This is a genomic window from Streptomyces sp. NPDC087270, from assembly GCF_044744625.1.
GTDB lineage: Bacteria > Actinomycetota > Actinomycetes > Streptomycetales > Streptomycetaceae > Actinacidiphila.
The window spans coordinates 504,219-523,093 of sequence record NZ_JBIUYR010000001.1 but is presented as its reverse complement, the minus strand read 5'-3'; the positions used below and the strand labels follow the sequence as shown (position 1 = coordinate 523,093).

At 73.3% G+C, this 18,875-nt stretch carries 18 protein-coding genes; 13 read left to right on the top strand and 5 right to left on the bottom strand.

Translation table 11 applies throughout. From position 1 onward, the window contains the following. Positions 1 to 129: 129 nt before the first annotated feature. The 4 genes from ACIPAE_RS02325 (at position 130) to ACIPAE_RS02310 (ending at position 4,865) form a co-directional block, all read left to right on the top strand. On the top strand, positions 130 to 1,293 hold the full coding sequence (locus ACIPAE_RS02325) for a LacI family DNA-binding transcriptional regulator (protein ID WP_402442352.1): 1,164 nt from the start codon (positions 130 to 132) through the stop codon (positions 1,291 to 1,293). A gap of 339 nt (positions 1,294 to 1,632) precedes the next feature. Beyond that, positions 1,633 to 2,973: an extracellular solute-binding protein gene (locus ACIPAE_RS02320; protein WP_402442351.1), complete on the top strand. Its 1,341-nt coding sequence runs from the start codon at positions 1,633 to 1,635 to the stop codon at positions 2,971 to 2,973. Positions 2,974 to 2,985: 12 nt separating this feature from the next. Further along, positions 2,986 to 3,984: a sugar ABC transporter permease gene (locus ACIPAE_RS02315; RefSeq protein ID WP_328467018.1), complete on the top strand. Its 999-nt coding sequence runs from the start codon at positions 2,986 to 2,988 to the stop codon at positions 3,982 to 3,984. After that, complete coding sequence (locus tag ACIPAE_RS02310) at positions 3,981 to 4,865, top strand: carbohydrate ABC transporter permease (protein ID WP_329366679.1); 885 nt, start codon at positions 3,981 to 3,983, stop codon at positions 4,863 to 4,865. The genes ACIPAE_RS02315 and ACIPAE_RS02310 overlap by 4 nt, the downstream gene beginning before the upstream one ends. A gap of 32 nt (positions 4,866 to 4,897) precedes the next feature. On the opposite strand, the gene ACIPAE_RS02305 is transcribed toward ACIPAE_RS02310, so the two are convergent. Beyond that, positions 4,898 to 5,473, bottom strand: a complete 576-nt coding sequence (locus ACIPAE_RS02305) for a GNAT family N-acetyltransferase (protein ID WP_402442348.1) — start codon at positions 5,471 to 5,473, stop codon at positions 4,898 to 4,900. A 77-nt stretch (positions 5,474 to 5,550) separates the two neighbouring features. On the opposite strand from ACIPAE_RS02305, the gene ACIPAE_RS02300 reads away from it, so the two are divergent. The 4 genes from ACIPAE_RS02300 (at position 5,551) to ACIPAE_RS02285 (ending at position 8,698) form a co-directional block, all read left to right on the top strand. Beyond that, positions 5,551 to 5,796 (top strand): hypothetical protein, encoded by a 246-nt coding sequence (locus tag ACIPAE_RS02300; RefSeq protein ID WP_329366683.1) that lies wholly within the window; start codon positions 5,551 to 5,553, stop codon positions 5,794 to 5,796. 129 nt (positions 5,797 to 5,925) lie between these two features. Then, positions 5,926 to 7,137 carry a PP2C family protein-serine/threonine phosphatase gene (locus ACIPAE_RS02295; RefSeq protein ID WP_366411880.1) on the top strand — a complete coding sequence of 404 codons (1,212 nt, stop codon included), beginning with the start codon at positions 5,926 to 5,928 and terminating at the stop codon, positions 7,135 to 7,137. Positions 7,138 to 7,524: 387 nt separating this feature from the next. Next, a complete protein-coding gene (locus ACIPAE_RS02290; RefSeq protein ID WP_329366687.1) occupies positions 7,525 to 7,887 on the top strand; it encodes an STAS domain-containing protein in 363 nt (120 codons plus the stop codon). A gap of 184 nt (positions 7,888 to 8,071) precedes the next feature. After that, the gene (locus ACIPAE_RS02285; protein ID WP_402442344.1) at positions 8,072 to 8,698 is read left to right on the top strand and encodes a DUF5994 family protein; all 627 of its coding nucleotides are present in this window, start codon (positions 8,072 to 8,074) and stop codon (positions 8,696 to 8,698) included. Positions 8,699 to 8,770: 72 nt separating this feature from the next. On the opposite strand, the gene ACIPAE_RS02280 is transcribed toward ACIPAE_RS02285, so the two are convergent. Next, the gene (locus ACIPAE_RS02280) at positions 8,771 to 9,703 is read right to left on the bottom strand and encodes a LysR family transcriptional regulator (RefSeq protein WP_402442342.1); all 933 of its coding nucleotides are present in this window, start codon (positions 9,701 to 9,703) and stop codon (positions 8,771 to 8,773) included. A 70-nt stretch (positions 9,704 to 9,773) separates the two neighbouring features. Between ACIPAE_RS02280 and ACIPAE_RS02275 the strand changes: the two genes are divergently transcribed. Further along, positions 9,774 to 11,021, top strand: a complete 1,248-nt coding sequence (locus ACIPAE_RS02275; protein ID WP_402442341.1) for a TDT family transporter — start codon at positions 9,774 to 9,776, stop codon at positions 11,019 to 11,021. On the opposite strand, the gene ACIPAE_RS02270 is transcribed toward ACIPAE_RS02275, so the two are convergent. Continuing rightward, positions 11,018 to 12,166: an N-acetylmuramoyl-L-alanine amidase gene (locus ACIPAE_RS02270; RefSeq protein WP_329366691.1), complete on the bottom strand. Its 1,149-nt coding sequence runs from the start codon at positions 12,164 to 12,166 to the stop codon at positions 11,018 to 11,020. The genes ACIPAE_RS02275 and ACIPAE_RS02270 overlap by 4 nt on opposite strands. A gap of 452 nt (positions 12,167 to 12,618) precedes the next feature. On the opposite strand from ACIPAE_RS02270, the gene ACIPAE_RS02265 reads away from it, so the two are divergent. The 3 genes from ACIPAE_RS02265 to ACIPAE_RS02255 all read left to right on the top strand — a co-directional run bounded on the left by ACIPAE_RS02265 (position 12,619) and on the right by ACIPAE_RS02255 (position 14,086). Beyond that, positions 12,619 to 13,242 (top strand): DUF998 domain-containing protein, encoded by a 624-nt coding sequence (locus ACIPAE_RS02265; RefSeq protein WP_329366693.1) that lies wholly within the window; start codon positions 12,619 to 12,621, stop codon positions 13,240 to 13,242. Between the two features lie 149 nt (positions 13,243 to 13,391). Next, positions 13,392 to 13,847 (top strand): hypothetical protein, encoded by a 456-nt coding sequence (locus tag ACIPAE_RS02260; RefSeq protein WP_402442339.1) that lies wholly within the window; start codon positions 13,392 to 13,394, stop codon positions 13,845 to 13,847. Beyond that, positions 13,844 to 14,086 carry a hypothetical protein gene (locus tag ACIPAE_RS02255; protein ID WP_402442337.1) on the top strand — a complete coding sequence of 81 codons (243 nt, stop codon included), beginning with the start codon at positions 13,844 to 13,846 and terminating at the stop codon, positions 14,084 to 14,086. The genes ACIPAE_RS02260 and ACIPAE_RS02255 overlap by 4 nt, the downstream gene beginning before the upstream one ends. A gap of 51 nt (positions 14,087 to 14,137) precedes the next feature. On the opposite strand, the gene ACIPAE_RS02250 is transcribed toward ACIPAE_RS02255, so the two are convergent. Both ACIPAE_RS02250 and ACIPAE_RS02245 read right to left on the bottom strand, forming a co-directional pair. Continuing rightward, positions 14,138 to 15,115 (bottom strand): acetylxylan esterase, encoded by a 978-nt coding sequence (locus ACIPAE_RS02250; protein ID WP_329366698.1) that lies wholly within the window; start codon positions 15,113 to 15,115, stop codon positions 14,138 to 14,140. A gap of 45 nt (positions 15,116 to 15,160) precedes the next feature. Then, on the bottom strand, positions 15,161 to 17,548 hold the full coding sequence (locus ACIPAE_RS02245; protein ID WP_402442335.1) for a glycogen debranching N-terminal domain-containing protein: 2,388 nt from the start codon (positions 17,546 to 17,548) through the stop codon (positions 15,161 to 15,163). A gap of 199 nt (positions 17,549 to 17,747) precedes the next feature. Here ACIPAE_RS02245 and ACIPAE_RS02240 point away from each other — a divergent pair, with 199 nt between their 5' ends. Further along, positions 17,748 to 18,866, top strand: a complete 1,119-nt coding sequence (locus ACIPAE_RS02240) for a LacI family DNA-binding transcriptional regulator (protein ID WP_402442333.1) — start codon at positions 17,748 to 17,750, stop codon at positions 18,864 to 18,866. The last annotated feature ends 9 nt before the right edge of the window (positions 18,867 to 18,875 follow it).

Below are 18,875 nucleotides of genomic sequence, written 5' to 3'. Positions count from 1 at the left end.
GTCGTCACGACCTGGGGTCGTAAGATTCGTGTGATCAAGGTCGGCGTCCAGCTTGGGCGATAATTTGCATCGATGCAAGAGGCAGCATCCCGAGCGGACCCGACCGTTCCGACCAGAGGGGAACGCCCGGTGGCCAGAGTGAGGATGCGCGACGTCGCCGAGCACGCCGGTGTGTCGGTGCGGACCGTGTCCAACGTGGTCAGCGGATACACGCACGTCAGCGAGGCGACCCGGGCCCGGGTGCAGCGCTCGCTGGACGAGCTGGGCTACAAGATGGACTACCTCGCGCGCGGCCTGCGTTCGGGCCGCACCGGGTTCGTCGCGCTGGCCGTGCCGTTCGTGGTGGAGCCGTACTTCGCCGCGCTCGCGCAGGCCGTCATCCAGGCCGCGGCCCGGCGCGGGATCACCGTGCTCGTGGAGTCGACCGGGGGCGACCGCGAGGTCGAGCGGCGCATCCTGGCGGGCGGCCTGACCAACGTCGCCGACGGCGTGCTGTTCAGCGCGCTCACCGTGCCGGCCGCCGACGTCCCGCCCACCGGACCGGACTTTCCGCTGGTCATGCTGGGTGAGCACAATGTCGGCGACCACCTGCCGCGGGTCGGCATCGACAACGTGGCGGCTGCCCGCACCGCCGTGGAGCACCTGCTCGCGCAGGGCTGCCGGCGGATCGTCGCGCTCGGCCTGAACGGCAGCGAGAACGGCCGGCAGCGCGCCGAGGGCTACCAGCAGGCGCTCTCCGCGGCCGGCGTGCGGCGGGTGAACTGGCTCGTCGAGCCGGTCGCGGACTGGACCAGGGCGCACGGCTACGCGACCGTCCGGCGGCTGCTGGAGGGCAGCGGGCCGCTGCCCGACGCGATCTTCGCCTTCAACGACGCGCTCGCGGTGGGCGCGTTGCGCGCGCTCGACGCCTCGGGGGTGCGGGTGCCGGACGAGGTCGCGGTGGTGGGCGTGGACGACATCCCCGAGTGCGCGTACACGCACCCCCCGCTCACCTCGATCGCACCCGACCTGGACGTGATCGCCGAACGCGCGCTCAGCCTGCTGGACGCGCAGACCCGAGGCGCCGGCCGGCCGGGCGGCACCGACACCCGCACCGGCACCGGCACCGGCTCCGGCCCCGACACCACCGGTGTGACCTGCGACGACGCGGCGGACGGCGGGGACCCCGGCGGCCGGGAGGGCGCCCGGGAGGACACCTCGGAGGGCGCCCAGCACTGGGCGGGCGCCTCGGAGGCGACCCCGTTCCGGCTCGTGGTCCGCGAGTCCTCGCAGCGCCCGCCGACCGCGAAGTAGCGTCCGCCGACCGTGAAGTAGCGCGCGCCGGAAGCGAACCGGCGCGGCCCCGGCCCCGGAGCGGCACCCCGCGCCGGCGGCGCCCGCCCCTCCCCCGCCCCGCCCCCGCGCGCGCCCGTACCCGGCTTCCGCGCCGGCCCGGTGTGCACCGGTCCACCGTTCCCGCGCCCGTCCCGGACCGGGCGCGCGGCGGCGCGGGCCTGCCGTACGTCACCGACCTCCGGGTATGTCCCGCCTCGCCCTCGAAGGGACTTGCCGCCGATCTATTGCAACGTTGCAAATCCTATGCCAAGGTCTCCGGCATCGAGTTCACATCGAATTAACGAGGTGAATACGCCCATGAGCGGAGCGTTGGGGCGCCGCCGGTTCCTGGCGCTCGGTGGAGGGCTGGCCCTGTCCGGAGGACTCGCGGCGTGCTCTTCCCCGTTGGCCACGGGTCTGGCCGGCACGCAGCCGGACACCGCGGACGTCATCTTCTGGAACCTGTTCACCGGTGGTGACGGCGCCAACATGGTGCTGATGGAGAACGCGTTCCGCAAGGCCCACCCGGGGCTGTCGGTCGAGGCGACCATCCTGGGGTGGGGGAACCCGTACTACACGAAGCTGGCGCTGGCGACGGCGAGCGGCACCCCGCCCGACGTCGGCATCGCGCACCTGTCCCGGCTGCCGCTGCTGGCCGCGGCCGGGCTGCTGGAACCGGTGCAGGACGCGGGCGTCGGCGAACTCGGCATCACCGCGGACAAGTTCACGCCCGCCGCGTGGAAGAAGGCCACCGTGGACGGCACCGTCTACGCGGTGCCGCTGGACACCCACCCGTTCGTGCTCTTCTACAACACCGACCTGGCGCGCAAGGCCGGGCTGCTCGACGCGGCCGGCGACGGCCTGAAGCCGATGAAGGACGGGGCCGCGTTCACCGACGCGCTCCGGGCGATGAAGGACGCCGGCGCGCAGTACGGCGCGGTGATGTCGACCACCGCCGACCCGTCCACCTGCTGGCGCTACTTCAGCATGATCTACTCCGGCATCGCCGGGCCGGTCGTCACGGACGCGGGCACCAAGGTCGACGTGGACGACGACGCGGCGCGGTCGACGTTCGCGTTCATGCAGAGCCTGACCGCGGGCGGCCTGATGCCCAAGAGCCTGACCGGCTCAGGGGTGAACGCCCTGTTCTCCACCGGCAAGGCGGGCTTCCTCTTCGACGGCGAGTGGCAGATCCCCACCTACCGCGGGGTCAAGGACTTCCACTTCAACGTGGTGCCCTTCCCCGCGCTGCTCGGCCCCAAGCCGGTCGCCTACGCCGACTCGCACTCGCTGGTGATCCCGCGCAGCGGCAAGCGGTCCTCGGCGCGCACCGCGCACGCGGCGCTGTTCATCAAGAGCCTGCTCGACAACAGCGCGATCTGGGCGCACGGCGGCCATGTGCCGGCCTGGCTGTCCACCCAGCGCAGCACGGCCTTCCTCGACCAGACCCCGCAACGCAACTACGTGCAGGCCGCGTTCAACGCGGTGTACGACCCGGTCGCCTGGTACACCGGCGCCGGCTCGGACTTCCAGACCACGGTGGGATCGACCGTCATCGAGGTCATCGCCGGGCGGCTCAGCCCCAAGTCGGGTGTCTCCCGGCTGCGTTCGGACCTGAAGCGCTACACCACCGCCCGACCGCCGGTCACCATCGGATAGGAGGCCGCCACCATGACGACCATCGCCTCTGAGCGGCCCGCCGAGCGGCCCACCAGCCGCGTCACGCTGCGCACGGACCGGGAGCGCGCGCCGCGCTCCGACCGGCGGGCCGGGCTGCTGCTCAGCTCCCCCTTCCTGATCATCTACCTGCTGTTCATGATCGGCCCGCTGCTGGTCGGCGTCGTGGTGAGCTTCTTCAACACCACGACCGTCAAGAGCGGCCTGGGCGGCTGGGTGGGCCTGGCCAACTACCGTGCCGTGCTGGAGGATTCGCTCTTCTGGTCGGCGATGTGGCACTCGGTGCTGTTCACCTTGCTGACCACGCCGCTGCTGGTGGTGCTCGCCCTCGCCTTCGCCGTCCTCGCCTCCCGGATCAGGCGCGGCACCGTCTTCTACCGGCTGGCGTTCTTCGCGCCCTACGTCGTGCCGTCGTCGGTGGTCGTGCTGGTCTTCCTGTGGATGTACACCCCGCAGGTCGGGCTGGTCCCCAAGCTCTTCAGCGCGGTCGGGCTGACCTCGCCGGACTTCATCGGCTCCACCTCGGGCGGCTGGACCGCCGTGGTGCTGATGACCCTGTGGTGGACCTTCGGCTTCAACTTCGTCCTCTACACCGCGGCCATCCAGGACGTGCCGCCCGAGGTGTACGAGGCCGCCGCCATCGACGGCGCGAGCCCGTGGCAGCAGATCCGCTTCCTGACCGTGCCGCTGCTCGGCCGCACCACCAGCCTGGTGCTCATCCTGCAGATCCTGGCCTCGCTCAAGGTGTTCGACCAGATCTACCTGCTGCTGGGCGGCGGCCCGAACCAGTCCACCCGGCCGGTCATCGAGTACATCTACGACACCGGGTTCACGTCGTACCGCGGCGGCTACGGCGCCGCCGCCACCATGGTCTATTTCGTCATCATCGTCGCGATCTCGGCGGTCTGGTACGGGCTGCGCCACCGCCGTACGACCGTCGCCGAACGGGCCGCCGAACGGCCGGCACCGCGGGCCGAACGGAGGACCTCATGACCACCCTTGCCCCCGTGCGGCGGCGCCGCACCCCGGCGCCGGCGGCGATCGCGGACCGCTCCAACGGAGCGAAGCTCTTCAACCGGCTGTGCGCGGTGTGCGTGACGCTGTTCGCGCTGATCTGGCTGGTGCCGCTGGTGTGGGCGCTGATCACCTCGCTGCGCTCGGACGGGTCGATCACCGCCAAGCCCACCTCGCCGTTCGCGGGCGGCTGGTCCTTCCACGCCTACTCCTACGCGTGGGACAACTACCCGCTCGGCTACTGGTACCTCAACAGCCTGGTGATCGCCGCGCTCGCGGTGCTGTTCACCGTGACGTTCTGCTCGATGGCCGGCTTCGCGCTGGCGCTGCTGAAGTTCCCCGGGCGCAACGTGGTGATGGCGCTGGTGGTCGCCGGGCTGATGCTGCCCACCGAGGGGCTGGTGCTGCCGCAGTTCATCGAGTACCGCTCGCTCCATCTGCTGGGCACCTACTGGGCGTTGGTGCTCCCGTCGGTCGCCGCCCCGGTCTCGGTCTTCGTCTTCCACTCCTTCTTCCAGGGCATCCCGACGCCGCTGATCGAGGCCGCCCGGCTGGACGGGGCGAGCTGGTGGCGGATCTACCGGTCGGTCTGCCTGCCGATCTCCCGCCCGGCGGTCGCCACCGTCGCCATCCTCACCTTCATCAGCTCCTGGAACGCCTTCCTCTGGCCGCTGCTGGTGCTCAGCCAGACCAAGTCCCAGACGGTGCCGGTCGGTCTGGCATCGCTGGTCAACCCGAGCAACATCCAGTACGCCGAGGTGATGGCGTCCTCCGTGCTCGGCTTCCTCCCGCTGATCGCCGTCTTCCTGGTCTTCCAGCGGCAGATCGTGCAGGGGGTCGCGACCACCGGCCTGAAGTAGCGGCGCGGCGGCTCCGGCCGGGGTGGCCCCGGTCAGTCGGGCGGAGGCACGGCGGGAGCCGCGTACGACCGTACGGACACGGTCTGTTCGGGGCTCCAGCGCTGCTCGGTGGTGGCCAGCAGGCGCCAGCCGAGCCGTTCGTAGAGGGCGGCGGCGGCCGTGTCGGTGGCCACGACGTCGAGCACCGGGTGCAGGCCGAGGTCGTGGGCCGCCCGGGTCGCCTCGGCCATCAGGCGCGCGCCGATCCGGTGGCCACGCGCGGCCGGTGCCACGAAGAGCCGGTTGACGACGGCGGCCTGCCCCGCCTCCGCGCCCGCCTCCGCCGCCCACAGCGCCGGCGCGAGGTCGTCCGGGCCGCTGCGGGAGAGCACCACGTGGCCGGCGACGGCGCCGTCCAGTTCGGCCACCCAGGCGGCGAGCAGCGTGGACGGCGACAGCCAACCCGCGGGTTCGGCGGGCCAGTTCACCGGATAGCCGTCCTGCCGGTGCACCGCCGCGAGCACCCTCGCGCAGCCTTCGAGGTCGGCCGCGACGCGCGGGCGTACGGACACCCTGACGTCCCGGCCGCGCCCCCGCACCGGCCCCTGCGGTACTCGCTCCTGCCGCATTCCGCCTCCGTCGCTCCGCCCGCCACCGTCCGCGACCCAACGTACAGGGCCGTCCGCCGGGGCCCGCAGGTGCGACCATGGCGAGCATGGAAACCGACGAGGCACGCCGTACAGCCGTTGCGCACTTCACCGAGGGCGGCTCGAAGAACGCGGGGTGGACCGTCACCGGACCCGCCGTGCAGGACGTACAGACCGCGACCGGGTCCCGGCCGTCGCTCGTCTTCACCTTCCGCGCGCCGGCCAGCGACGCCTGGAACCGGAGGTCGTTGCCGCTGCGGGTGGCCGTCGACGCCGAGACCGGCACCGCGGAGACGCTGCGCTGACCTTCGCCCGCCCGGCGGCGCGGCCGGCCCCGGTGCCCGTATCGCCGTGAATCGGTGCGCTTCGCCGTGTTGGCGCCTTTTCCCATGCTATGCAGGGGTGTGGAAGAACACCGGCGGCAGCCCCGCGGTATGACGGTCGATCGGTCCGAGGGTTTCGGAGAGCGCCTGCTGGGCCTCCTGCTGGACCGGGCGCACGAGATGCCGCCCGAGCTGATCGCCCCGCTCGTCGCGGAGGAGGTCACCCGGATCGGCGGGCGCGACGTGTCGGTCCTGCTCCAGGACTACGAGCAGTTGATGCTCATGCCGCTGCGCGGCCGGCGGCTCTTCGTCGAGGAGCCCCAGCCGGTGTCCGGGTCCCACGCGGGCACGGCCTTCCTGGAGGCGAAGACGATCGAGGTCGAACAGGACGGCGGGACACGGATGTTCCTGCCGCTGCTGGACGGCAGCGACCAGGTGGGCGTCATGGCCGTGACCCTGGACGTCGTGGACGACGACGACCGCCGGCTGCTGCGCCGGCTGGCGGGCCTGGTCGCCGACATGGTGGTGACCAAGGACAGCTACACCGACGTCTTCACCCTGACCCGGCGCCGGGCCCCGATGAGCGTGGCCGCCGAGATCCAGTGGTCCCTGCTGCCGCCGCTGCGCATGGCGGTGCCCCAGGTCGAGCTGGCGGGCATCCTCGAACCCGCCTACGACGTCGCGGGCGACAGCTTCGACTACGCCCTCAACGAGGACGTCCTGCACGTCGCCATGATCGACGCGATGGGGCACGGACTGAGCGCCGCCGTGATGGCCACCGCCGCGATCGGCGCCTACCGGCACTCCCGCCGGAGCGGCGTCGGCCTGTCCGGGATCTACGCCTACATGGACGAGGTGATCGCCGCGCAGTTCGGGCCCGAGCAGTTCGTCACGGCCCAGATGATGCAGCTCGACGTCAGGACCGGACGGCTGCGGTGGGTCAACGCCGGCCATCCGTGGCCGCTGCTGATCCGCGGCCACGACGACATCCGGCAGTTGCACGGCACCACCACGCTCCCGGTGGGCTTCGGCGGCCAGGAACCCGTGGTCAGCGAGCAGACGCTGCGCAAGGGCGACCGCGTGCTGTGCTTCACCGACGGTCTCGTCGAGGAACACCGCTCGGGCGGGAAGGAGTTCGGACTCGACCAGCTCACCTCGGTGATCTCCGAGGTGAGCCTGCGGCACCACCGGGTCCGGCCGATGGTGCAGGACCTCTCGCACACGCTCAAGCAGGCCCGCGGCGGAGTCACCACCGACGACGCGACGATCCTGCTCATCGAGTGGCGCGGCGGGACGGCCGACCACCTGGCGACGTTGGACTGACGGCACGGGCCGTACACCGGGCCCGCCATACGCCGCACGCCATGCGCCGCCGACGCCTGTCGCGCACCGCGAACGCCCGCCGTAGGCCGCCGGCGCCCGCCGGACGCCACCACGCCGGCTTGCGCCACACGGGCTATGCTGCTTCTACGACGTCCTGGACCCCGGCGGCAAACGCCCTCCCGTACGTGTTCCGCGTACGGATGCCCGTCGACGCGCACCGGTCCTCCGGTCCGCCGGCGCCACACCCTTCCGAGGAACCCGCGCTTCCCCGCCGACCCGACGTCCGTCGCCCACGAGCCGCCGGAACGGCACCTCGCCCCTCCGCCGCCTGCCGACGTACGACCGCACCCGGACAGCCCGGGGCGGTCCCGTGAACCGAGGCACATCATGTCCCTGCCGCACGCGCTCCACGCCCACCGCCACGACACGGAGAACCGCGCGATGATCACGCTCACCGGCGAGGTGGACCTCGACTCGGCACCGCTGATACGCGAAACCCTGGGACGGTGCCTGCTCGACGGCATACGCACCATCGACGTCGACCTCACCGCCGTCAGCTTCTGCGACTGCAGCGGCATCAACGCCTTCCTGGCCGTCGCGCTGCGCACCACCGAGGCAGGCGGGGTGCTGCGCTTGCACCACCCGGCGCCCGCGGTGGCGCGGGTGTTCGCGCTGACCGGGTCGGCCGCCCTCCTTCTCGACGAGCCCGCCGCGGTCCCCGTGCCCGGACCGGCCGCGCGCGCCGCGTGAACGGCGGCCGTATGACGGCGGCTGCATGACAGCGGCTGCATGACGGCACCGGCTCCCGGACCGGCCGAAGAGTAGGGTTGAGCCACCGAGGGTATTTCGCGCACGGGCGACCACGCTTGTGTCGTTTTCGGCGATCGACGACGCCGGGACCGGTCCAGCACCGTCCCGGACCAAGGTTCGCGCCATGCACACGCTCACTCCGACCATGCGGAACTCCCACGACGGCACGACGACTCCCGACCCGGCCGCTTCCGGCCCGGCCTCCGACCGGCCGACCGCCGAGCGGTCCGCGGGTCCCGCGCTGCGCCTGGCACTGGCCCGGCCCGGCTCCGCCCGCGCCCTGCTCGACGGCGCCTGGTGGCCGTACTCCCGCGACCTGACGGCGGAACTCCCCGGGCTGATCGAGGCCCTCGACGCGCGATGGGACCGGATCACCCGGGTCACCGTCAACCCGACCTACTGGCCGGTCGTCCCGCACAAGGTCCCGGTGCCGGGGCACGTGGTGAAGGTCGGCTGGTTCGCTGAGCAACAGGACCCGCACAGCGTGATGTTGCTCTCCTACCAGGTGGGCCGCTGGGACCTCCTGGTGATCCCCCCGGAGACCGACCCCGACACGGCCGACCGGCTGATGGCGGCCACCTCCGACCCGCAACGGCCCATGACGGCGAGCCAGTTGATGGCAGAGGCGGGCCACGTGACGGAAGGCCCGGACGCCGCCGCGTCCACCGACCAGGACATGGAGGCGGTGTGGACCTCCGAAGGGGGAACCGTCGCCGACGGCCTCCCCTCGGTCGCGGGCGCGCACGACTGAGCCCTCGAAGCGGCCGAACCGTGTGCACGGCCGAGCCCTCGACGCGGCTGAACCGCGTGCACGGCCGAGCCCTCAGCGCGGCGCCGGGGGCGCCCAGCGGCGGGCGATGGCGGCGAGTTCGCGGGCGGCGCCGGAGAACTCCTGGCCGGTGCGGTGCACCACCCGCAGCGTGCGGGTCAGGTCGAGCCCGTCGACCGGGACCGCGACGACGGTGCCGGCCGCGAGGTCCCGCTCGACCGCGAGCGAGCTGAGCACGGCCGGCGCCACCCCCTCGGCCACCGCCGTCTTGATCGCGGTGGTGGACGAGACCTCGATGACCGGCGCGGCCAGCGGGCGGGAGGTCCTGGCCCGCAGCGCGCGCTCCAGGTAGAGCCGGGTGCCGGAACCGTGCTCGCGGCTGACCAGGGAGGTCGCGGCCAGCTCGTCCGGGGTGACGGCGGCCGGCGGCCGGCGGCGGGCCCACGGGTGCTCCGGGTGCACGATCACGGTCAGCTCGTCCCGCCCGACCGGGTCCGCGGTGATCCCGCGCGGAACCGCCGGGCCCTCCACGAACCCGATCACCGCGGCGCCGCTCAGCACGGCCGCGGCCACCTCGTCGGAGTTCCCGGTGGTCAGCGCGACAGCGGTGCCCTCGACCGCCGTGTGGAAACGCACCAGCCAGTGCGGCAGCAGGTACTCGGCGATCGTCATGCTCGCGGCCACCGGCAGCCGCGCCTCGGCGCTGAGGTGCAGCGAGGTGAGGCCGGCCTCCAGCGCGGCGGCCGCGTCGAGCGCCGTACGCGCCCAGTCGGCGACCAGCGAGCCCTGCGCGGTCAGCCGCGAGCCCTGCGGCGAGCGCTCCAGCAGCGTGACCCCCGTACGCCGCTCCAGGTACCTGATCCGGGAGCTGGCCGCGGGCTGGCTGATGCCGTGCTCGCGCGCCGCGGCGCCCAGGCTGCCCAGGCGCGCCACGGACAGCAGCAGGTCGAACGGGCCCAGGTCGCTCACCCGGCTGGTCAAAGGCATAAGTCGAGTCTATGGCGCCATGCCGTATTGCTCCCTACCGGCGGTCCCGGCCCGGCCCGAAGGTGGGGACATGACCACCTCGCTCGCCGCATCGCCGCGATCCGGCGGACCCCGGCCGGCGCACCGCCTTCCCTGGGGCCTGCTGCGCGAACTCGACCACCCGTCCGACCTGTTCCGGCACCTCGGCCCGAACTGGTACGCCTCGGTCATGGGCACCGGCATCACCGCGAACGCGGCGGCGACGCTGCCGGTGCACGCGCCGGGGCTGCGGACGGCCGCCACCGTCGTCTGGGCGCTCGCCGCGTTCCTGCTGGTGGCGCTCACCGCGGCCTGGGCCGTGCACTGGACCCGGCACCGCGAGCAGGCCAGGGGGCACGCGCACCACCCGGTGATGGCGTACTTCTGGGGCGCCCCGCCGATGGCGCTGCTCACCGTGGGCGCGGGCACGCTCTCCCTCGGGCAGGACTGGATCGGGCTGCACACGGCCGTCGTCGTCGACGTCGTGCTGTGGTCCGCGGGCACCGCGCTCGGGCTGGTCACCGCGGTGTGGATTCCGTACCGGGTGATGACCGGCGGCAAGGCGTCCGCCGACTCCGCGTTCGGCGGCTGGCTGATGCCGGTGGTGCCGCCCATGGTCTCGGCCGCCACCGGCGCCGCGCTCGTCCCCCATCTCGCTCCCGGCCAGGGCCGGTTGACGCTGCTGCTGGGCTGTTACGCGATGTTCGGCATCAGCCTCTTCGCGAGCGTGGTGATCATCACCCAGATCTGGGGGCGGCTGGTCCACCACTCGGTCGGCCCGGCCGCCATGGTCCCCACCCTGTGGATCGTGCTCGGCCCGCTCGGCCAGTCCGTCACCGCCGCCAACCTGCTCGGCAACGTCGCGCACCTCGCCCTGCCCCGCCCGTACGCCGGCGCGGCGGAGGCGTTCGGCTTCCTCTACGGCGTCCCCACCTGGGGCTTCGCCATGATGTGGCTCGCGCTGGCCGCGAGCGTCACGGTGCGCACCTTCCGCACCGGCCTGCCCTTCTCGCTGACCTGGTGGAGCTTCACCTTCCCGGTCGGCACCTGCGTCACCGGCACCAGCGCGCTCGCCGTCCACCTCGGTTCGACGCCCCTGAAGACGGCGGCGGTCGCGCTCTACGTCCTCCTCGTCGCCGCCTGGCTCACCGTCGCCGCCCGGACCGCCGCGAACAGTGCCCGCGGCGGCCTCTTCCGCCCCGCGCCGCTGCCGGGAGCGGCAGCGGGCGCGGGTACGGGGGCAGGCGCGGGGGCCGGTGCGGGCGCGGGCGCCATGGCCGGCCGGTCAGCCGGGCGTTAGCAGTCGAACGCCTCGCGCACCGAGCCGCCGACGACGGCGCACCACGTGCTCAGGTCCACCTTGCCGTCGGGGGTGAGGCCGTGCAGGCGCTGCATGCCCTGCACGGCCTTCATCGTCGCGTGGTCGTAGGCGCCGCTGACGGTGACGTCGCCGTAGCCCTTGCGGCTCAGCATCAACTGGAGCGCGCTGACGGGGAGTCCGGTGGCGTGCTTGTCGAGGCGGGGGGCGAGTGCCTCCCAGGTGGTGGCGTCGAAGGTGCAGTCCGCGGTGACCGGTATGCCGTGCGTGGTCTGGAAGTCCGCGACCGCGTCGTTCATGTCGAGGCCGAAGTTGCCGTCGGTGGCCAGGGCGTAGCCGGCGTTGTCGAGGAGGTACTGCGCGACCTCGACCACCGGGCCGTCGACGAACCGCCAGATGTCCGGCCAGCGGCGGGCCGGGATCTGCGCGTGCGGGGTGTGCATCGCCTCCAGGACGCGCCTGCGGACCATCGGGAACTGCGCGTAGAACGCGATGCCGGGGCAGTCCGTGGTGTAGAAGTCCCAGTGCCCGAAGATGTCCCAGGCGTTCAGGCCGAACTGCCGGCACACCGCGACGCACAGCTCCACCAGCGAGTCCAGCAGCGCCTCGGGCGGGGTCTCGGTGATGTACGTGCCCTCGTTCTCGATGCCGATCGCGTTGCCGTTCTCGCCCGGGCAGTGCGCGGCGATCACCTGGTGCTCGCCGGTCTCCAGCGTCGAGAGGCTCTGGTGCCGGCCCTCCAGCACGTATCCGCCGCGGCTGACGGTGAAGTGCTGGCCGGTGTCCGCCCAACCGTTGGTGTCCATGTGCAGGTTCTGGCAGTCCTTGGCCAACTGGATCGCGTGGTCACGCGAGTAGTCGGTCACGTTCGGGAACGCCATGTGGTGCAGGATGATCTTGTTGGTGGCGTTGCCGGTGATCTGGATCGGGCTCGACGGCGGGCGGGCGCCCCAGGTGTCGCAGTCGATGATCCAGGGGAACTCCGCCGAGGGCGTCTCGGGCGCGGCGCCCGCGGCGTGCGCGGCGCCGGGGAAGGCCAGTTCGGTGCCGACGACGGCGGCCACGGCCCCTCCCAGGCCGACCTTGAACAGCGTGCGCCGATCGACCTCGTGCTCGTGGACGGCCATGCAGTCTCCCGTGACGAACGTGGCGGCCTCTCCCGGCCGCCAGTGGCACCCGGAGAATATGCGGCCGACTGACGCTTCACCAGAAACTCTTCGAGATCGTCACGACGACCGCCGCCGGATGTCCCGGAAAGGCCGTGCATGCGCGGCTTTTCGCCCCGCGGCGGAGGGTCGGTCCGTATACGGCGGAGCGCCGGGTGCGCGCCGGGAGGACGGAGGGGTGCGCGCCGGGAGGACGGAGGGGTGCGTGCCGGGAGGACGGAGGGCGGGGCCGCGTTCGCGGAACGTGCATGCCGCACGTCGGGAGGGCGGACGGTGCCACGTCAGGAGGGCGCGGGGGCCGCTCGCCACATGCGCGGCGAACGCGCGTGCGGCGCGGCTGGAAACGTTCGATCCGGCACCGCGCGGAACTCGCAGGATGCGCGCGTGCGATGTGACGGTTTTATCATGGACTAATGCGACTTGTGGCTTGGTGGGCGCTGATCTCGTCGAGCTGTGCCCCTGTTCTGCTGGTCGTGGGATTCACCACGGCCACACTCCTGGAAGAGCCGGGATACAACCCTGTCACGCAGACGATCAGCGTGCTCGCCGCCGGTAACCATCGCGGATACCTGGTGCTGACCGGCACGCTGATCGCCGTCGGAACCTGCTACATGGCGACCGCGTGGGGGTTGCGCGCCGCCAAACTCTCCGGACGGCTCTGTCTGGCCGGCGGCGGGGTGGCGGCGATCCTGCTGACGGTGTTCCCCGCGCCGCGCACCGGCGGCTCGATGTCGCACGGTGCCGTGGTCGGCGTCGGATTCACCCTTCTGGCGCTGTGGCCGGTCTTCGCCACCCGCCGCGGCCGGCGCGCGCCATGGGGTCTGCGGTTCGTGCCGTCGGTGGTGGTCAGCGCGCTGATGTGGGTGGGGGCGGCCTGGTTCCTGTTCGAGGTGGAGAGCGACGGCGCGGCGGGTGTCGCCGAGCGCGTCGTGACCTCGGTGCAGGCGGTGTGGCCGGTCGTGGTCGTGGCGTCCTGCCTGTGGCAGGCCCGGCGCCAGGCCCGCCACCGTGCCGCGGTGGCACAGGCGCGGACGTAGCCCGAGCCGTTCTCTCCACCCGGGGGTGGAACGCGGATCTCCACCCGGGTTCAGCCAGGTTCAACCCGTGGGTTGGTCCGCTCGCGGGGGCGAATCGGCAGCATGGAAGGCGTTCTCCTTCCGCTGACTGTCGAAGGGCGGGTTGACCCGTGGGTTCCAACGGTCTGATCAATGTGGCCGTCGCCGTGGTGGTCCTGGTCTGGCTGCTGAGCCGGCAGCTGTCCACGCGCCCGGTGCGCGAGAGGTCCCGGCTCGGCTTCGTCCTGATCGTGGTGGGCGTGATCGAGACCGTCTCCTTCACCTCGAAGCACAGCCTGTCCGGCCGGGACGTCTCGCTGCTGGCGCTGAGCCTGGCGATCGGGGTGGCGCTCGCCGCCGTCCGCGGTTTCACCCTCACCGTGTGGCAGGAGGGCGGCCAGACCCTCCGCAAGGGCGGCCCGCTCACCGCGGTGCTCTGGATCGTCGGCATAGGGCTCCACCTGCTGATCGACGACGTGATCAGCTCGGGCCTCGGCTCGGCCAGCGTCCTGCTCTACTTCGGGATCGTGCTCAGCGTGCAGCGCCTGGTGCTGCTGGGCCGCGTGCAGACGGCGGTGGCGCGATGACCTCCCCGACGACCTCGCCGGCGGTGCTCTCTCCGGCTGCCCCGCTGCGGGCGCGCCGCCCGCGGGGGCGCACGGCCGGCGCTCTCGCCCTGTTACTCGCCGCGGGGTGCCTGCTCGGCGCCGGCACCGCCGCCCCGCGCCAGATCCTCCGCGCCTTCGGCCACCGCGCGGCGATGGTCACCGTGGACGCGGCGGGCCACGGCGTGGACACCTCCCACGGCCGCGTGGCGGCGGACTGACCCCTCCGCCGGGCGGCTCGACCGCCTGGCGCCTGGCGCCTGGCGCCTGGGTCAGCCGACCTCGCCCAGCACCGACCGCAGGAAGTCGAGCTGGTGGACCACCTGATGCTGCCCGCCGCCTTCGTGACGGTTGTACGGCCAGACCCGGATGTCCTTCGGCCCCGCGTAGTGGTTGTGGGCGGCGAAGACCGTCGAGGGAGGGCAGATGTCGTCCATCAGGCCGACCGCGAAGAGCGCGGGCGCGGTGGCGCGGGCGGCGAAGTTGACGCCGTCGAAGTAGGACAGGGTGTCGAAGACCTGCTCCACCTGGTCGCGGTGCGTGCGCAGATAGGTCCAGATCTCGCGGTAGGCGTTGCCCTCCACGACGGACAGCGCCCGCCGGTAGTGGCACAGCGACGGCTGGTCGATGACGGCGGCCCGTACCCCGTCGGCCAGTGCTGCGGCCGCGAGCGCGATGCCGCCGCCCTGGCTGCCGCCGGCCACCACGACCCGTTCCCGGTCGACCGCCGGGTGGGCGCGCGCGGCGTCCACGGCGCGGACCGCGTCGGTGAACACCCGGCGGTAGTAGTAGTCCTCCGGGCGCTGGATGCCGCGGGTGACCATGCCGGGTGAGGAGGAGCCGGCGCTGCCGTGCGGGTCGCCGGTCGCGCCGGGCTGGAGCGAGCCGCCCTGCCCGCGGGTGTCCATCAGCAGGTGGACGTAGCCGGCGGCGGGCCAGGTCAGCCACTCGTACGGAAAGCCGCGCCCGCCGCCGTAGCCGAGGTAGCCGACGACGCAGGGGCGGGGCGTGCGGGCGGCGGCGGGCACCAGCAGCCAGCCGGCCACCGGGTCGCCGCCGTACCCGGGGAAGCGCACGTCGTAGACGCGCACCTCGCTCAGCCGGGCGTCGTACGGCGTGAACTCGGCCGGGCGGTCGTGGCTGCGGGCCTCGGCGAGCGTGGTGGCCCAGAACGCGTCGAAGTCCGGCGGCTCCTGACGGTCCGGCAGGTAGCGGCGCAGTTCGTCGAGCGGCAGGTCGGTCTCGGGCACGGGGCTGTCCTCCTCCGTGGGGCGGGGTCGGGGTGCGGCAGGGCGTCAGGACCGGGGGGCCGCCCGGTGGGCGCCTTCCAGCGTGAGGCTGTCCGGGGCGGTGACCTCGGCGCGCCCGTCGGCGTCGAGCCGTACCGAGAGCGGGGCGCCGGCCACCCGCAGTCCGCTGACGTGCAGCGGGCCGAACGCACCGGCGGCGGCGGGGTCGATCCGCAGCCGGCCGCCGGGCACGTCGGCCGACAGCCCGAGCGCGGCCTGGAGCAGCAGCACGCCGGCGGCGGCCGACCACGCCTGGGGGCGGCAGGCGGCGGGGTAGGGGGCGGGGGCCTCGTCGTAGCCGCTGCCGTGCCCGCCGTACAGCTCGGGCAGGCGGGCCTCGAAGCCGACCGAGGCGGCGACGATGCCCTTGGCCAGCGGTACCGCCTGGGCCGGGAAGCCGGCCCTGACCAGGCCGTGCACCGCTATCGCCGTGTCGTGCGGCCACACCGAACCGACGTGGTAGCCAAGCGGGTTGAAGCCGGCGTTGCGGCTGCTGAGGGTGCGCACTCCGAAGCCGCAGTCGAGGTCGGGCCCGGCCAGCCGGTCGGCGAGCAGCGCGCTCTCCTCGTGGTCCAGCAGCCCGGTGCCGAGCAGGTGCCCGAAGGCGGAGGTGGCGGAGTCGACCGGGCGCTTGTCCACGTCGAGCGCGACCGCCGGGTAGCGGCCGAGCGCGTCGGAGACCCAGAAGCTCTCCCGGAAGCGGCGCCGGACGGTGGCCGCCCACTCCTCCCAGCGGTCCGCGCCGGGCCGGTCGAAGGCGCGCAGCAGGGCGGCGCCGGCGAGGGCGGCCTCGTAGGCGTACGCCTGGACCTCGCACAGGGCGATGGGCGGCGCGGCGAGCCGTCCGTCGCGCCAGCGGATGGAGTCGCCGGAGTCCTTCCAGCCCTGGTTGGCCAGGCCGCTGCCGGTGCTGTCGACGTACTCCAGCAGGCCGTCGCCGTCCGCGTCGCCGTAGCGGGCCAGCCACTCCAGCCCGGCCTCGGCGTGCGGCAGCAGCTCGGCGACCTCGGCGGCGGGCATGCCCCAGCGCCACGCGTCGTGCAGCAGCGTGATCCACAGCGGGGTGGCGTCCACGGTGCCGTAGTAGACGGCGGGCAGCGCGCGGGAGTCGGCCAGCCGCAGCGGCTCTCGGCGCACCTCGTGCAGGATCTTGCCGGGCTGCTCCTCGGTGTGCGGGTCGACGCGGGTGCCCTGGCGGCGGGCCAGGGTGCGCAGGGTGCCCGCGGCCAGCTCGGTGCCGAGCGGCAGCAGCATGCGGGCGGCCCAGAGCGAGTCGCGCCCGAAGAGGGTGAGGAACCAGGGGGAGCCGGCGGCGAGGAAGGTGTCGCCGGGGTGGTCGGGGTCGGTGAGCAGCAGCCGTTCCAGGTCGCCGACCGAGCGCGCCACGAGCCGGTCCAGCCGCTGGTCGGCGGAGGCGAGCCGGGGGTGCGGCCAGTCCACGCTGCCGGGGGCGGGGGCCGGGAAGGGCGCGGGCAGCGGGTCGTGCACGGTGCATTCGAGGACGGCCTGCCAGGAGGCGCCGGGGGCGAGCGCGACGCGGTAGCGCAGCTCGCCGTCCTCGGGGCGGACGGCCGGGGCGCCGGCGAGGGTGGCCGGCGCGGCACCCGGGTCCGGGTCGGTGCCGTCGGCGTCGGCGTCGGCTGCGGCTCCGGCGTCGGCTGAGGCTCCGGCGGGGCCCGTGAGCGGGCGAAGCACCACCCGCAGCCCGTCCTCGTCCTGCCAGATCAGACCGGTGGCCGCGGCGTCCGCGTCGTCCGCGGCGGTCTCGACGCTGTCAGGTGCGCCGGTGCCGCCGGACGTGCCGGAGTCGCCGCGGCCACCGGGGTCGTGGGGTCCGAAGTGCTCGGCGGAGGCCGCCGCCGCGGGCCAGGGCCGCGGGAAGCGGCCGCTCTTGACGTCGTCCATCCGCGCCAGGTCGGTGCCCGCGGCCACCACCATGGTCAGTGAGACGCGCAGGGCACCGGAGTTCGTGATCCGCAGCGTCTCCCGCAACCGGCCGGGCGTCAAGCGTCGGACCCGATGGAGCGTGACCGCCGGGTCGGCCGTGACCTCGCCCACACCGCGCAGCACCGCGCGGTAGCCGGTCTCGTCGGCCGCCCGCAGCGTGTGTCCGAGCGGCGCCAGCAGCACCGGCACGGCGCCCGCGTCCCCATCCGTATCGGCGTTCCCGCCCCCGTCCGCGTCCGTCTCGAAGCGCACCTCGAGGCGGGACAGCGCGCGCCGGTCACCGTGGAAGAAGCCGTCCGCGCCGCCGGCCAGATCACCGCTGCGACGGGAGAGCGCCAGGCTCGGCGCGTACACGGTCGTACAGGCGTCGTGCAGGAACGGCTGGAGCCCTTCTGCTGCACCCGCGGAAGACGGGGGTTCGGCGGCGGAGCGCCCCTGGACAGCCATGTTCACGGTGCTGTGCCTCTCGTCGTGACGACGGTTGGTCGATGGTGGGACCGATACGTTGATCATCGTTTGGATCGATCAAATAGCACCTTACCCCTTGCCAACCAGCACCTGAAGGGGATTTTATCGTTCCATAAAACGCAGCGCTGCGTCGGTAACGTGGTGCCGCGGGGACTTCGGAGAACGAGGGAGGCCGTAGGTGGCGCGTGGCAAAGCCGCAGGTGGCAACGGGGGCAAGCCGGTAACGCTGGCCATGGTGGCGCAGCGGGCCGGGGTGTCGGCGCAGACCGTTTCCAATGCGCTGAACTCCCCCGGCCTGCTGGCCGGCGAGACCCTGGAGCGGGTCCGCCGGGCGATCGCGGACCTCGACTACCGGCCGAGCCAGGCCGCCCGCTCGCTGCGCACCCGCTCCAGCCGGCTGATCGGCTACGGCCTCGCCCCGACCCCGCCGACCATCTCCACGTTCGTGGCCGACCGCTTCCTGCACGCGCTGTCGGACTCGGCCGACCGGGCCGGTTACCGGGTGCTGCTCTTCGCCGCGCCGTTCGGTACCGAGGACGAGCAGGAGCGCTACGACCAGCTCGTGCGCGACCACTCGGTGGACGCGTTCGTGCTCAGCAACACCCACCGGGGCGACCGCCGGCCGGGCTGGCTGGCCAAGTGGGAGATCCCGTACGTGGCGTTCGGCCGCTCCTGGGCCGCCCGTGACGCCGGCGACTGGGTCGACGTCGACGGCGCGCACGGCACGTCCGAGGCGGTGGACCACCTGGTCGCCGCCGGGCACCGCCGGATCGGCCTGCTCGGCTGGCCGCGCGGTTCCGGCGTCGGCGACGACCGGGCCCGCGGCTGGCGCGAGGCGATGGAACGGCACGACCTGCCGGTACGCGGCCTGCGGCGGTTCGCCGAGGACGACGCGAAGGCGGCCCAGGAGGCCGTGGCCCCGCTGCTGGACAACGGCAACGGCGTCACCGCCGTGGTCGCGGTCAGCGACACCCTCGCGCTGGGTGTCTACCGGGCGCTGCGCGAGCGCGGCCGTACCCCCGGCACCGACGTGGCCGTGGTCGGCTTCGACGACTCGCCGGCCGCCGCGCTGCTCTCGCCGAGCCTGAGCAGCCTGCACCAGCCACTGGAGGAGGTCGGCCGGGCCTGCACCCGGCTGCTGGTGAACCGGATCGAGAACCCGCGGGCCGATCCGCAACAGCTTCTGCTCGCACCGGAACTGGTGGCCCGGGAGAGTTCCGCGCCGCACCCGGGCGAGCGGTCGGAGCTGCCAGAGCGGCCGGAGCCGCACCCGGCCTCCCGCCCGGACCCGGAATGACCCCCGGCC

What these genes read in the sequence shown, in the direction of transcription:
- ACIPAE_RS02320 (WP_402442351.1), top strand. Translation starts at nt 1,633, where the DNA reads ATGAGCGGAGCGTTGGGGCGCCGCCGGTTCCTGGCGCTCGGTGGAGGG.
- ACIPAE_RS02315 (WP_328467018.1), top strand. Translation starts at nt 2,986, where the DNA reads ATGACGACCATCGCCTCTGAGCGGCCCGCCGAGCGGCCCACCAGCCGC.
- ACIPAE_RS02310 (WP_329366679.1), top strand. Translation starts at nt 3,981, where the DNA reads ATGACCACCCTTGCCCCCGTGCGGCGGCGCCGCACCCCGGCGCCGGCG.
- ACIPAE_RS02305 (WP_402442348.1), bottom strand. Translation starts at nt 5,473, where the DNA reads ATGCGGCAGGAGCGAGTACCGCAGGGGCCGGTGCGGGGGCGCGGCCGG.
- ACIPAE_RS02300 (WP_329366683.1), top strand. Translation starts at nt 5,551, where the DNA reads ATGGCGAGCATGGAAACCGACGAGGCACGCCGTACAGCCGTTGCGCAC.
- ACIPAE_RS02295 (WP_366411880.1), top strand. Translation starts at nt 5,926, where the DNA reads ATGACGGTCGATCGGTCCGAGGGTTTCGGAGAGCGCCTGCTGGGCCTC.
- ACIPAE_RS02290 (WP_329366687.1), top strand. Translation starts at nt 7,525, where the DNA reads ATGTCCCTGCCGCACGCGCTCCACGCCCACCGCCACGACACGGAGAAC.
- ACIPAE_RS02285 (WP_402442344.1), top strand. Translation starts at nt 8,072, where the DNA reads ATGCACACGCTCACTCCGACCATGCGGAACTCCCACGACGGCACGACG.
- ACIPAE_RS02280 (WP_402442342.1), bottom strand. Translation starts at nt 9,703, where the DNA reads ATGCCTTTGACCAGCCGGGTGAGCGACCTGGGCCCGTTCGACCTGCTG.
- ACIPAE_RS02275 (WP_402442341.1), top strand. Translation starts at nt 9,774, where the DNA reads ATGACCACCTCGCTCGCCGCATCGCCGCGATCCGGCGGACCCCGGCCG.
- ACIPAE_RS02270 (WP_329366691.1), bottom strand. Translation starts at nt 12,166, where the DNA reads ATGGCCGTCCACGAGCACGAGGTCGATCGGCGCACGCTGTTCAAGGTC.
- ACIPAE_RS02265 (WP_329366693.1), top strand. Translation starts at nt 12,619, where the DNA reads ATGCGACTTGTGGCTTGGTGGGCGCTGATCTCGTCGAGCTGTGCCCCT.
- ACIPAE_RS02255 (WP_402442337.1), top strand. Translation starts at nt 13,844, where the DNA reads ATGACCTCCCCGACGACCTCGCCGGCGGTGCTCTCTCCGGCTGCCCCG.
- ACIPAE_RS02245 (WP_402442335.1), bottom strand. Translation starts at nt 17,548, where the DNA reads ATGGCTGTCCAGGGGCGCTCCGCCGCCGAACCCCCGTCTTCCGCGGGT.